The sequence below is a fragment of the Nostocoides japonicum T1-X7 genome (assembly GCF_001046855.1).
In the GTDB taxonomy this organism is placed as follows: domain Bacteria; phylum Actinomycetota; class Actinomycetes; order Actinomycetales; family Dermatophilaceae; genus Nostocoides; species Nostocoides japonicum.
Window position 1 is genome coordinate 5094162 of sequence record NZ_HF570958.1, and the last position, 13598, is coordinate 5107759.

The following is a 13598-nucleotide window of genomic DNA, read 5'->3' on the forward strand; positions in this document are numbered from 1 at the left end:
CCGCCGCCGGGCGGCCCTCGCGGCGACCGCCGCCGTCGTGGCCGCCACCGGCCTCGCCGCCTGCGGCAGCAGCGACGACGCGGGCGGTGGCAACGGCGTCATCAGCTACTGGCTCTGGGACGCCTCCCAGCAGCCGGGCTACCAGAAGTGCGCCGACGCCTTCCACCAGCAGAACCCCAAGCTCACCGTCAAGATCACCCAGTACGGCTGGGGCGACTACTGGTCCAAGCTCACCTCGGGCTTCATCGCCGGCACCGCCCCCGACGTCTTCACCGACCACGTCTCGAAATACGCCCAGTTCGTCGACCTCAAGGTGCTCCGCCCCCTCGACGAGCTCGGGCCGACCAAGGACATCCGCAACGAGGACTACCAGCCGGGCCTGGCCCAGCTGTGGATCGGACAGGACGGGCATCGTTACGGGGCTCCGAAGGACTGGGACACCGTCGCGATCTTCTACAACCCCGCGATGCTCAAGGATGCCGGCGTCGACCCGAAGACGCTCGACACGCTGACCTGGAACCCCACCGACGGCGGCACGTTCGAGAAGCTCGTCGCCCATCTCACGGTCGACGACAAGGGTCGGCGCGGCGACCAGCCGGGCTTCGACAAGAACCACGTCAAGACCTACGGCCTCGCCTCGGACGGCTCCGGAGGTGGCGGCTGGGGCCAGACCCAGTGGTCCGCCTTCACGGGGAGCACGGGATGGCAGGCGACGAACAAGAACCCGTGGGGCGACCGCTTCAACCTGGACCAGAAGAGCTTCCAGGACACCATCGCCTGGTACTTCGGCCTCGTCCGCAAGGGCTACATGCCGACGTACGCCGCCACCGGCAGCGGCGCCAACGGCGTCGACAAGCAGATCGGGTCCGGCACCGCGGCCATGGGCATCGCCGGCGACTGGATGATCTCCACGTATGCGGCGATGACCGACGCCAAGGGCAAGAGCATGGGCATCCAGATCGCCCCCACGCCGATCGGTCCGAGCGGCAAGCGAGCCTCGATGTTCAACGGTCTCGCGGACTCCATCACGACCCTGTCCAAGCACCCGGAGCAGGCCGCCCAGTGGGTCGCCTTCCTCGCCGGGTCGGAGTGCCAGAAGATCATCGGGCAGTCCGGGGTCGTCTTCCCCGCCCGGCCCGAGGGGACCGCGCTCGCCATCGCCTACAACGAGAACAAGCGCCACCTCGACGTGTCGCCCTTCACCGACCACGTGAAGAACCACACGACGTTCCTCTTCCCGGTCACCTCCAACGCGGCCGACATCACCGCGCTCATGCAGCCGGCCATGGACGCCATCTACATCGGCAGCCAGCCGGTGTCCTCGCTCACGACGCTCAACACCCAGCTCGACCAGCTCTTCAGCATCGTCCAGCGGTAGGCCGCCGGCGATCGCTGCGCAGCCGTCGGTGTGCCCGCCCGAGTGCGGCGGCGCGGGCACACCGACCCCACCCGATCCGCTCGAGTCGCCAACAAGGCGGTAACCCGCTAGATTCCGGACAAAGATTGACAAAGGGATCCGCCCGGACGGCTACCGACTCGCGGCCTCGGGCGTTCGTGGAAAGGGTCGGCGCGGTGACCTCGACGACGGCGTCGTACCCCACCCAGAGGGCCATCTTCGTGGAGAGCGCGACCGGTCATCCGGCGAAGTTCCCCGAGCGGCGCTGGGCCCGCTGGGTCCTGCGCGTCGCGATCGCCGTCCCGTTCGTCCTCCTCGCCGTCGTCTTCCAGGCCCGCGGCGGGTCCTGGCCGCGGACCGCCAACGGTGCGCTCGAGGCCCGCGTCACCGGGCTGGCCTGGGACTCGACCGACGTCGCCGGGCTCCGTCAGCTCTACCCGCCGATCAGCAGCTTCCTCGCGCTCCTCACCCCCGGAGGGGCGATCGGGCTCGCCGTCGTCGGCTCGCTGCTCGGTGGGATCCTCGTCCAGCTCGTCCTCCAGTCGATGCGGCGCAAGGAGTTCCCCCCGGCCGTGCGGCTGGCATACCTCCTGGCCCTCACGACGACCCCCGTCTTCGCCTTCGTCGTCACGACGAACCTCGAGGCCACGCTGGGCCTGCTGTTCTTCGGCGTGGGGATGATCGACCTCGTTCGGTTCGTCACGTATGCCAACACCCAGGCGGGCTTCCGGGCGGGTCTGCTCTTCGCCGCCTCCGTGCTCTCGGACCGGATCGGCCTCTTCACGATCGTCGCCGCGGCCTACACGAGTCTGCTCATCATCCACTCCCGACCCGGATCCCGGCGTGCCAACGTCCTCGTCGTCATGTTCCCGACCGTCGCGCTCGTCGGCGCCTTCATGGCGCTGGGAGCGGGATTCCGGGTCGGCGCCGTCACCGCCGTCGCCGGCTACCCGGCCTGGGACGCGGACCGCGCGGCCCAGGTGGGCCACTTCCTGCAGACCGGCGAGGGCCTGGTCTACCTCGCGCCGGCCGTCATCGTCATCGTCGCGGCCGCCGCGCTGCGCCACCCGTGGGTCGGGATCGTCGGCATCATCCTCACCGGTATGCCGCTGCTCGCCTTCGTCCTCGGGCTGGCCCCGCCCGGCACGGCCGGGACGACCTACCTCCTCATGCTCATGTTCGCCGCCGCCGTCGCTCCCCAGACGACGACGAGGCTCACCTCCGCGCTCGTCGTCGTGCTCGCCGGCGTCCTCTGGGTCCTCGGCTGGCTCACGGTCCTCGTGAACCCGACGATGCATCTCTGGCTCACCGTCGTGACCCGCGGTGGTGCGGCATGACCACGGACACCGCCAGCAGTCTCGACGCGCGCCTGCTCGACCCGGCGCTGCGCACGGCATACGCCCGCGAGGGATGGATCCCGCTCCGGCGGGAGGACGGCGTCGTGGTCGTCGCCGTCGCGGGTGAGCCGACCGCGGACCGCCAGGAGCGCATCTCGGCCGCCGTGGGAGGTCCGATCACGATCGTCCCCTGGTCCTGGGGGGCCGTGACGGCCACGACCGTCGACGGCTTCGCGGCGCAGTATGCCGACCAGGCCGGTCTCGGCCTCTACCGCACCGATCCGGTCCACTCGGCCCGGCACGTCCTCTCCCGCGGCCAGCAGCTGCTCGGCCTCGTCCTCGCCGCCATCGTCCTCCTCGTCGGCGTCCGCTGGCCCGGGGAGGCCGCCATGGCACTCGTCGGCGTGTCGAGTCTCGTCTTCCTCGCGAGCACGATGTTCAAGTTCGTCGTCGCCATGCGCGGGTCGCGCTACGACCTCGTCGAGAGGGTCGAGCGCGCCGAGATCGAGGCGCTCCACGACGACGACCTGCCGGTCTACACGATCCTCGTCCCGGTGTTCCGGGAGGCCCGCGTCGTCAGCCGGCTCATGGACAACCTCGGCCGGGTCGACTACCCGACGGACAAGCTGGAGGTCATCGTCCTCGTCGAGGAGGAGGACGACGAGACCCGGGAGGCCATCGCCCGGTCCGACCCGCCCGACCACTTCGTCGTCGTGACCGTGCCGAAGGGGGCACCGCAGACCAAGCCGCGTGCCTGCAACGTCGGGCTCGAGGTCGCACGCGGCGAGTTCCTCGTCATCTACGACGCCGAGGACGCCCCGGAGCCGGACCAGCTGAAGAAGGCGGTGCTCGCCTTCCGCCGGGTGGACCATCGCACCGTCGTCCTCCAGGCCTCCCTCAACTACTTCAACGCACGCGAGAACGTGCTGACCCGGATGTTCACCCTCGAGTACAGCTACTGGTTCGACTACATGCTCACCGGGCTCGACGTCCGTGACCTGCCCATCCCGCTCGGGGGCACCTCGAACCACTTCCGCACGGAGGCGCTGCGCCGGCTCGGCGGCTGGGATCCCTTCAACGTCACCGAGGACGCCGACCTCGGCATCCGGGCCAGCGCGCTCGGGTACCGCGTCGGGGTCATCGACTCCACGACGATGGAGGAGGGCACCTCGCGGATCCGGATCTTCATCGGCCAGCGCAGCCGCTGGGTGAAGGGCTACCTGCAGACCGCCCTCGTCCACGCCCGCCAGCCGGCCCGAGCCGTCTCGACCCTCGGCGCTCGCCGGCTCGCGTCGTTCGCGCTCCTCATCTTCGGCACACCGCTCACCTTCCTCGGCGTGCTTCCCTTCACCGTCCTCACCCTCGCGACGATCATCGTGCCCTGGACGAGTCCCCTTCTCGACGTGCCGCCGCTGGTCCTGTGGCTGTGCCTCATCAACTTCCTCGTCGGCAACGCGCTCATGGTGTACCTCAACATGATGGGCCCCTACAAGCGCGGCGAGTTCTGGCTCGTCGGCTGGGCGGTCCTCAACCCCCTCTACTGGCTCCTGCACTCCATCGCGTCGTACAAGGCGCTCTGGCAGCTCATCACCAAGCCGCACTACTGGCAGAAGACCGAGCACGGCCTGTCGACGTACGACCCCGACGGCGGCCACGCACCGGGCGGAGCCCGCCAACCCGGATGAGCGGTCCGGATCGTCAGGCGGTGGCGACGGCCACCCGCCGCCTGATGCCGAACAGCGTGTAGAGGAAGGCGATCGCCGCGACGATGGCCAGGAGCACGAGGCCGACGGTGTAGCGGTGGGCGACGGCGTCGTACGTCGCGCCCATGACGAGCGGCGGGAAGTAGCCGCCCAGTCCGCCCGCGGCACCGACGATGCCGGTCACCGACCCGACCCGCTCCGGGGGCGCCTGGTCGGCGACCCACGCGAAGATCGCTCCGGTGCCCAGCCCGAGGAAGAGGGCGAGGACGACGAACGTGAGACCGGCCAGGAGCTCCGGCGGTGGGACGGTCGTCTCGACGAGCGCCATGACCGTCGCGCCGGCGAAGGAGATCGCCGCGACCGTGCGGGCACCGATCCGGTCGGAGAGGATGCCGCCGACGGGACGGGCGATGACGGCGGCGATCGCGAAACCGGCCGTCCGGGAGCCCGCCCCGGTGAGGTCGAACTCGTACACGTCCTTCAGGTACGTGGGCAGGTAGGTGGAGAAGGCGACGAACCCGCCGAAGGCGACGGCATACAGGAAGGCCATCTGCCAGGTGATCCCGAGCTTGGCCGCCGCGACGAGCTTCGGCACCACGGGCTCCGTCGCAGGCTTCCACCGCGGCGAGTCCTTCGCCGCGGACCACACGAGAGCCGCCGTGAGGACGAGGGCGACGGCGATGATGACGTGGGTCGTCGTGTAGCCGAACCACTTGACGAACCGCGGGGTGAAGAAGGCCGACAGCGCCGTGCCGCCCATGCCCGCCCCGAACACGCCCGTGGCGAACCCGCGTCGGGACTGCTCGAACCACGCGTTGACGAAGGGTATGCCGGTCGCGAAGGTCGTCCCCGCGATGCCGAGGAAGAAGCCGAAGAGGATCATCAGGCCGTACGACTTCGCGTTGCCGGCGACGGCGACGAGGAGGACGAAGGGCACCGACAGCAGCATGAGGACGGTGAACATGACGCGTCCGCCGAACTTGTCCGTCAGCGCCCCGACGGGGATCCGGCCCACCGACCCGACGAGAACCGGCGTCGCGACGAGAAGGGACTTCTGGGTGGCGGTGAGTCCCATCTCCTCGGTGTAGCGGACTCCGAGCGGAGCGACCATGTTCCACGCCCAGAAGCTGATGGCGAACGCCCACAGAGCGAGGACGAGGTTCTTCGTCTGCCCCTGGCGGAGGTCGGCGTCGGTGACGGCGGTGGCGGTCATCATCGTCCTTCTCTCGGCTGGTGGTCTCGGTCGGCCGTCCCGACGGGCGCCCATCCCGGACGGCTCGCACGGGTCGCGGCCGACCCCGCGACCTCGTCACGGCTGCGATAGACGATGTAGGGCCGGAAGAGGTAGTGCAGTGGTGCGGTGAACGCGTGGACGAGCCGGGTGAACGGCCAGATCGCGAAGAGGACCATCCCGACGAGCGTGTGGATGTGGAACTGGATCGGTGCGGCGGCCATCGACTCGACATCGGGGTGGAGCCAGAAGATCGAGCGGAACCACGGCGACACCGACTCGCGGTAGTTGTGGGCCGCATGTCCCGCCCCGATGCTCACCACGGTCGTCCAGAGCCCGAGGACGATGGCGGCGACGAGGATGACGTACATGAGCTTGTCGTTCTTCGTCGTCGCCATGAACACCGGCCCGGTCCGGCGGCGCCGGTAGATGAGGATGGCGATGCCGGCGAGCGTGCAGAAGCCCGCGATCGATCCGAAGAAGAGCGCGTTGAAGTGGTAGAGGTTCTCCGAGATGCCGAGGGCGTCCGTCAACGACTCCGGCACGATGAGCCCGCCGACGTGGCCGACGACGACGAAGAGGATGCCGACGTGGAACAGCGGCGAGCCGATGCGCAGCAGCCGCGACTCGTAGAGCTGGGACGAGCGCGTCGTCCAGCCGAACTTGTCGAAGCGGTAGCGCCAGATCGTCCCGCCGATGAGGAGGGCCAGGGTGAGATAGGGCAGCACGCCCCAGAGCACGACGTCCATCAGGCGATCCCCACCTTCTCGGTCGGCGGTCCGTATCCGGCCATCCGCATGACGGCCGCGCGGTCGGCGGGAGAGGCTCCTGGGAGCGTGAGGCACACGGCCTCGACGAGAGCAGCGTACGGCGTGCCCGCCTCGGTCAACGCGATCCGCAGCAGCTCGATGCTCGGCCGGTAGCTCTGGAGCAGCTCGACGCCCACGTCGAGGTCGACCCGGGCCGAGAACTCGAGGACCATCGGGAGGTAGTCGGGCAGCTCCCCATGGGTGTCGACGACCGCCCCACTGTCGCGGTAGCGCTGCTTGAACCCGGCGAGCACCTCGCCGCGGCGGCGGGTGTCACCGTCGGTCCAGTAGGACAGGTAGAGCGCGTGCTTGCGCGACAGGTCGAACAGTCGGACGTACTCCTGCTGGAGCTCGGCGAGGTCTCTCCCCCGGGTCGCCGTGAGGAAGGACGAGACCCGCTGCGCGGCAGGCGAATGCGGCAGCTCGGCGACCGCGTCGGCGATGGCCCCCAGGGCGGTGACGAAGGCCTCGTCCGGATAGGACAGGCACCACGCGGCGGCCTGGTGGACGACCCGCTCGGCGACCCGTGCGCCGTCCCCGCGGCCCATCACTCGTCTCCTCCGTGCGCCTCGGGGAAGAGACCCTCCGGCGAGCCGTTGCCGTCCCAGTTGAGGAGGTTGACCCGGCCGCGGAGGGAGGAGCTGCTCGTCTCGGCACCGCTCGTCTGCCGTTGGCGCAGCGCCTGGAAGGTCTCGACGGCGACGGGGGCGGGACGCCCGCTCGCCTCACCGAAGGCGGCCGAGCCGTACATCCCCGGGCCCTCGTCGTAGTCGAGGGAGCACGCGAGCTCCTCCAGCTCGTGCGCCTTCTGCTGGTGGTCGAGGGCCGAGACCGTCGGGATGACGTACCGCTCCTCGTACTTGGCGATGGCCATGAGCCGGTACATCGCGCGCATCGACTCCTCGGTGAGACCGACGGAGGCCGGGATCCCGGCGTCGGGCTCACGGTCGAGCGTGACGTCCCGCATGTAGGCGCGCATCGCCGCGAGCCGCTGCAGCACCCGGGTGACGACCTCGGTGTCACCCGCCGTGAACAGCTCCGCGAGGTAGTCGACGGGGATCCGCAGGGCGTCGATGGCGCCGAACAGGGTGTCGCGATCCTCCGCGTCGTGGCCCTGCTTCGCGAGCAGGTCGACGATCGGGGACAGCGGCGGGACGTACCAGACCATTGGCATCGTCCGGTACTCCGGGTGGAGCGGAAGGGCCACCTTGTAGACCTTCGCGAGGGCGTACACGGGGGACCGGCGAGCCGCGTCCAGCCAGTCGTCGGGGATGCCCTGCTCCTTGGCGGCCCGGATGACGGCGGGGTCGTTCGGGTCGAGGAGCAGGTCGAGCTGGGCCTCGTAGAGGTCCTTCTCGTCCTCGACCGAGGCGGCGGCCGTCACCTTGTCGACGTCATAGAGGAACAGCCCGAGGTAGCGCAGCCGGCCGACGCACGTCTCGGAGCAGACGGTCGGTATGCCGACCTCGATGCGGGGGTAGCAGAACGTGCACTTCTCGGCCTTGCCCGACTTGTGGTTGAAGTAGATCTTCTTGTAGGGGCAGCCGGTGATGCATTGCCGCCAGCCGCGGCACCGGTCCTGGTCGACGAGGACGATCCCGTCCTCCGCGCGCTTGTAGATCGCGCCGGAGGGGCAGGAGGCCATGCACGACGGGTTGAGGCAGTGCTCGCAGATCCGCGGCAGGTAGAACATGAACGTCTTCTCGAACTCGAAGCGGATCTTCTCGTTCGCCTCGCCGCGCGCTGCGTTCACCGCCTCGACGATCGGGTCGAGGTGGCCCATCTCGCTCGCGCCGCCGAGGTCGTCGTCCCAGTTCGCCGACCAGGTGATCTTCGTGTCCTCGCCCGTGATGAGCGACTTGGGCCGGGCGACGGGGAAGTCGTCGCCGAGCGGGGCCTCGATGAGCGCCTTGTAGTCGTAGGTCCACGGCTCGTAGTAGTCCTCGAGCTCGGGCTGGACGGGACTGGCGAAGATCGTCAGGAGCTTGCGGAACCGGTTGCCCCCGCGGAGCGTCAACCGCCCCCGGCGCGTGCGGACCCACCCGCCGCGCCACTTCTCCTGGTCCTCGTAGCGGCGCGGATACCCCTGCCCCGGGCGGGTCTCCACGTTGTTGAACCACACGTACTCCGTGCCGGCCCGGTTGGTCCAGGCCTGCTTGCAGGTCACCGAGCACGTGTGGCACCCGATGCACTTGTCGAGGTTCATAACCATGCCCATCTGGGCCATGACGCGCATCAGTACTGCACCTCCTGGCGGCGTTTGCGGACGACGGACACCATGTCGCGCTGGTTGCCCGTCGGGCCGAGGTAGTTGAAGGCGTAGGAGAGCTGGGCGTAGCCGCCGATGAGGTGCGTCGGCTTGACGAGCAGCCGGGTCACCGAGTTGTGGATGCCGCCCCGGCGGCCCGTCGCCTCCGACTTCGGCACGTCGATCGTCCGCTCCTGCGCGTGGTGGACGAAGACGACGCCCTGGGGCATCCGGTGGCTCACGATCGCCCGGCAGACGTAGACGCCGTTGTCGTTGACGCACTCCACCCAGTCGTTGTCGTGGACGTCGATGAGCGCCGCGTCGCGGTCGCTCATCCACACCGTCGGGCCCCCGCGGGCGAGGGAGAGCATGAGGAGGTTGTCCTGGTACTCGGAGTGGATGGACCACTTGTTGTGCGGCGTGAGATAGCGCAGCGTCACCTGGAGCTCTCCGGTCGACCCGAGGACGGGCTCGCCGAAGAGGCGGTGCATGTCCACGGGCGGTCGGTAGGTCGGCAGGGCCTCGCCGAGGTCGGTCATCCAGTCGTGGTCGAGATAGAAGTGCATCCGCCCGGTCAGGGTGTGGAACGGCTTGAGCCGCTCGATGTTGACGGTGAACGGGGCATACCGCCTGCCCCCGGTCTCCGACCCGGACCACTCGGGCGAGGTGATGACCGGCACCGGGGCGGCTTGGGTCTGGGCGAAGGTGACGCGCTTCTCCTCCGAGCCGCGCGCGAGGTCGGCGAGCCCCTTGCCGACCCGCTTCTCGAGGGTCTCGAACCCCTGCACCGCGAGCTCGCCGTTCGTCGTCCCGGAGAAGGTGAGGATCGCCTCGGCGAGCTTGCTGTCGGTGTCGATGGCGGGCCGGCCGTCACCCGCGCCGCCGAGCATGACGCCGTTGTCGTGGGCCAGCCGCTCGGTCTGCTCCTCGAGGCGGTAGGTGACGTCCTTGACCGTGAAGCCGAGCGAGTCGGCGAGCGGCCCGACCGTCGCGAGCTTGTCGGCGATCGCCGTGTAGTCACGTTCGACGACCTGGAACACCGGCATCGTCCGGCCGGGGACGGCCTCGGCCTGCCCCCTTTTCCAGTCCAGGACACGCCCGCCCGGCTGCGCGGTCTCCCCCGGTGTGTCGTGCGTGAGGGCCACGCTGACGAGGTCCTTCCGGACGCCGAGGTGGGACTTCGCGAGCTCGGACAGCCGCTGGGCGAGCAGGTGGAAGAGCTCGAAGTCCGACTTGGCCTCCCACGGTGGGTCGATGGCCGGCGAGAAGGCGTGGACGAACGGGTGCATGTCCGTCGAGGACAGGTCGTGCTTCTCGTACCACGTCGCGGCGGGGAGGACGACGTCGGACAGCAGGGTCGTCGACGTCATCCGGAAGTCCGCCGACATGAGGAGGTCGAGCTTGCCCTCCGGGGCCTCGTCGTGCCAGGCAACCTCGGTCGGCCGCGGGGTCTCCGGCGACTCGGTGCCCATGACGTTGTTGTCGGCGCCGAGCAGGTGGCGCTGGAAGTACTCGCTGCCCTTGGCCGAGGACCCCATGAGGTTGGAGCGCCAGAGAACGAGCGTCCGGGGCCAGTTCGCGGGGGCGTCGATGTCCTCGATGGACGCCTTGAGGGTGCCGTCCTGCCACGCCTTGGCGACGTATGCGGCCGGCGACTCCGCCTCTCCGCGCTCGACCGCGTCGGTCGCGTCCTGGGCGATGTCGAGCGGGTTCTGCTCGAACTGGGGGTAGAAGGGCATCCAGCCGAGCCGCGCGGACTGGGCGATGGCGTCGGCCGTGTGCCGTCCGGCGAGGTGTCCCTCGGCGAGCGGCGAGGCCAACGAGTCGGCGGAGTAGCCGTCGTTGCGCCACTGGTCGGTGTGCATGTACCAGAAGGACGTCCCCGGCACGGTGCGCGGCGGTCGCGCCCAGTCCAGGGCGTTGGCGAGCGAGACCCACCCCGTGATGGGGCGGCACTTCTCCTGGCCGACGTAGTGGGCCCAGCCGCCGCCGTTGCGGCCCATCGAGCCGGTGAGGATGAGAAGGGACAGGACGGCGCGGTAGGTCGCGTCGCCGTGGAACCACTGGCAGATCCCCGCCCCCATGATGACCATCGAGCGGCCGCCGGACTCCTCGGCGTTGCGGGCGAACTCCCGGGCCACCCGGATGCACTGCTCGGCCGGCACGCTCGTGATCTCGGCCTGCCACGCCGGGGTGTAGGGCGACGCGACGTCGTCGTACCCGCTCGGCCACTGCCCCGGCATACCCTCGCGGGCGACGCCGTACTGGGCGAGCATGAGGTCGAAGACGGTCGTCACGAGGTGGCCGTCGACGCGCCGGGCCGGCACTCCTCGGCGCAGGACCGATCCCGAGCCGTCCGGCGCGGTGAAGGCCGGGAGGAGGATCTCGGTCGCCTCCGATCCGTCGCCCTCGAGGGTGAGCAGCGGGACGGTGTCGCCGAGGTCGAGGTTCCAGCGGCCCGTGCCGGACTCGGCATACCGGAATCCCATCGAGCCGTTCGGGACGACCGGGCTGCCGGCCGCGTCGAGGACGACCGTCTTCCACGCCTCCTCGGGCGCCTCGGGGGCTCCGGCGAGGTCGGACGAGGTGAGGAACTTCGTCGGGACGTGCGCACCGTCCTTCTCCTCGAGCCGGACGAGGAAGGGCAGGTCGGTGTAGCGGCGGACGTAGTCGGTGAAGAACGGCGTCTCGCGGTCGACGAAGAACTCCTTGAGGACGACATGCCCCATCGCCATACCGAGGGCCGCGTCGGTGCCCGCCTGCGCGGGCATCCACTCGTCGGCGAACTTCGTGTTGTCGGAGTAGTCGGGGCTCACCGTGACGACCTTCGTGCCCCGATAGCGGACCTCGGCCATCCAGTGGGCGTCGGGGGTCCGGGTCACGGGCACGTTGGAGCCCCACATGACGAGGTAGGTCGAGTCCCACCAGTCGCCGGACTCGGGCACGTCGGTCTGGTCGCCGAAGACCTGGGGGCTCGCGACGGGCAGGTCGGCGTACCAGTCGTAGAACGAGGTCATGACGCCGCCGATGAGCTGGATGAACCTCGTGCCGATGCAGTGCGACACGATCGACATCGCGGGGATCGGCGAGAAGCCCGCACACCGGTCGGGGCCGTAGGTCTTGATGGTGTGGACGTGGGCCGCGGCGACGATCTCGACGGCCTCGGCCCAGCTGATGCGGACGAGGCCCCCTCGCCCGCGAGCCTGCTGGTAGCGCCGGCGCCGCACCGGGTCGCCGACGACGTCCGCCCAGGCGAGCACGGGGTCGTGGAGGCGCGCCTTCGCCTCGCGGTACATCTCGATGAGGAGGCCCCTCGCATACGGGTAGCGGACCCGGGTCGGAGAGTAGGTGTACCAGGAGAAGGCGGCGCCCCGCGGGCAGCCGCGGGGCTCGTACTCGGGTCGGTCCGGGCCGACGGACGGGTAGTCGGTCTGCTGTGCCTCCCACGTGATGATGCCGTCCTTGACGTACACCTTCCACGAGCACGAGCCCGTGCAGTTGACGCCGTGGGTGCTCCGCACGACCTTGTCGTGGCTCCACCGGTCGCGGTAGAACACGTCACCCCGGCGGCCCCCCTCGCGGAACACCGCCCGCTCGTCGGTCGTCTCGTCCCAGCGCGTGAAGAAGCGCCCGAGCTTCAAGAGCGCGTCCGCGGCCGGTCCGTCGATGCCACTACCTGCCGTCGTCGATGGCGCCATGCCCTCGACTGTAGCGTGTGTCGCATCCGCCAGCGTGGACCAACGACAAAGAGTAGTTTTCACAATCCTGTTGTGAAAACGGCAGATTCGCAACGGGACTACCGTGGTCGTATGCGAGCCTGGCACGTCACGACGCCCGCTCCCGTCGAGCGCGGCCCCGTCGCTCTCACCGACCGGCCGATCCCTGATCCGGCTCCGGGAGAGCTCCTCGTGCAGGTCCTCGCGTGCGGCGTCTGCCGCACCGACCTCCACGTCACCGAGGGCGACCTCCCGGTGCACCGGCCCGGCGTCGTCCCCGGGCACGAGGTCGTCGGCCGGGTCGTCGCCGTGGGCGCGACGGCGGAGGGGTACACCGTCGGCGACCGCGTCGGCATCGCCTGGCTGCGGCATACCGACGGCGCGTGCCGCTGGTGCCGCCGAGGCGCGGAGAACCTCTGCCCGGCCTCCCGCTACACCGGCTGGGACGCCGACGGCGGGTATGCCGAGTACACGACGGTCCCGGCCGACTTCGCGTATGCCGTGCCGGACGGGATCGACGACGTCGCCGCCGCGCCGCTGCTCTGCGCGGGGATCATCGGGTACCGGGCGCTCGCCCGGGCGAGCGTTCCCGAGGGTGGCGTCCTCGGGCTCTACGGGTTCGGCGGGAGCGCCCACCTCACCGCGCAGCTGGCCGTCGCCCAGGGGGCGCGGGTCCATGTCATGACCCGCGGCGAGCAGGCGCGGGAGCTCGCCCGGTCCCTCGGCGCGGCGTCGGTGCAGGACTTCGACGATCCCCCGCCGGAGCCGCTCGACAGCGCGATCACCTTCGCCCCCGTCGGGACCGCCGTGCCCATGATCATGCGCGCCCTCGGGCGGGGCGGGGTCCTCGCCGTCGCCGGGATCCACCTCAGCGACATCCCGGCGCTCCGCTACGAGGAGGAGCTGTTCTACGAGAAGCAGCTGCGCAGCGTCACGTCCAACACCCGGGAGGACGGCCGGGCGTTCCTCCAGCTCGCCGTGCGGCACGGCATCCGCGCGACGACCCACACCTACCCGCTCGACGGTGCCCTCGAGGCGCTGCGGGACCTCAAGGCGGGCCGCTTCGACGGAGCGGCGGTGCTCGTCCCCTGACGCTTTATCGGGTGACCCGACAAGACGTGGCTTCACCCGACAAGGAGAGTCGGGTGAAGCTCAGTG

9 protein-coding genes are annotated in these 13598 nt (G+C 70.0%); 4 read left to right on the forward strand and 5 right to left on the reverse strand.

Annotated features, from left to right (window positions below; translation table 11 throughout):
• From BN12_RS23000 to BN12_RS23010, 3 genes are all read left to right on the forward strand, one after another.
• The coding region (locus tag BN12_RS23000; protein WP_048555810.1) for an ABC transporter substrate-binding protein at window positions 1–1378 on the forward strand (1378 nt) is incomplete at its 5' end.
• A gap of 194 nt (window positions 1379–1572) precedes the next feature.
• Window positions 1573–2733, forward strand: a complete 1161-nt coding sequence (locus tag BN12_RS23005) for a hypothetical protein (RefSeq protein WP_048550817.1) — start codon at window positions 1573–1575, stop codon at window positions 2731–2733.
• Window positions 2730–4418, forward strand: coding sequence for a glycosyltransferase (locus BN12_RS23010; protein ID WP_048550816.1), 1689 nt, complete (start codon window positions 2730–2732; stop codon window positions 4416–4418). The genes BN12_RS23005 and BN12_RS23010 overlap by 4 nt, the downstream gene beginning before the upstream one ends.
• A 13-nt stretch (window positions 4419–4431) precedes the next feature.
• On the opposite strand, the gene BN12_RS23015 is transcribed toward BN12_RS23010, so the two are convergent.
• From BN12_RS23015 to BN12_RS23035, 5 genes are read right to left on the reverse strand one after another with little or no spacing between them, the layout of a single operon-like run.
• Window positions 4432–5649, reverse strand: coding sequence for a nitrate/nitrite transporter (locus BN12_RS23015; RefSeq protein ID WP_235432310.1), 1218 nt, complete (start codon window positions 5647–5649; stop codon window positions 4432–4434).
• Window positions 5649–6416 carry a respiratory nitrate reductase subunit gamma gene (narI, locus tag BN12_RS23020; protein ID WP_048550811.1) on the reverse strand — a complete coding sequence of 256 codons (768 nt, stop codon included), beginning with the start codon at window positions 6414–6416 and terminating at the stop codon, window positions 5649–5651. The genes BN12_RS23015 and narI overlap by 1 nt, the downstream gene beginning before the upstream one ends.
• On the reverse strand, window positions 6416–7024 hold the full coding sequence (gene narJ, locus BN12_RS23025; RefSeq protein WP_048550809.1) for a nitrate reductase molybdenum cofactor assembly chaperone: 609 nt from the start codon (window positions 7022–7024) through the stop codon (window positions 6416–6418). The genes narI and narJ overlap by 1 nt, the downstream gene beginning before the upstream one ends.
• Window positions 7024–8712, reverse strand: a complete 1689-nt coding sequence (gene narH / locus BN12_RS23030; protein WP_048550808.1) for a nitrate reductase subunit beta — start codon at window positions 8710–8712, stop codon at window positions 7024–7026. Before narH ends, narJ begins: the two co-directional genes overlap by 1 nt.
• Window positions 8712–12422 carry a nitrate reductase subunit alpha gene (locus BN12_RS23035; RefSeq protein ID WP_048550807.1) on the reverse strand — a complete coding sequence of 1237 codons (3711 nt, stop codon included), beginning with the start codon at window positions 12420–12422 and terminating at the stop codon, window positions 8712–8714. The genes narH and BN12_RS23035 overlap by 1 nt, the downstream gene beginning before the upstream one ends.
• Before the next feature lie 111 nt (window positions 12423–12533).
• On the opposite strand from BN12_RS23035, the gene BN12_RS23040 reads away from it, so the two are divergent.
• A complete protein-coding gene (locus BN12_RS23040) occupies window positions 12534–13532 on the forward strand; it encodes a zinc-binding alcohol dehydrogenase family protein (protein ID WP_048550806.1) in 999 nt (332 codons plus the stop codon).
• Window positions 13533–13598 lie beyond the last annotated feature (66 nt).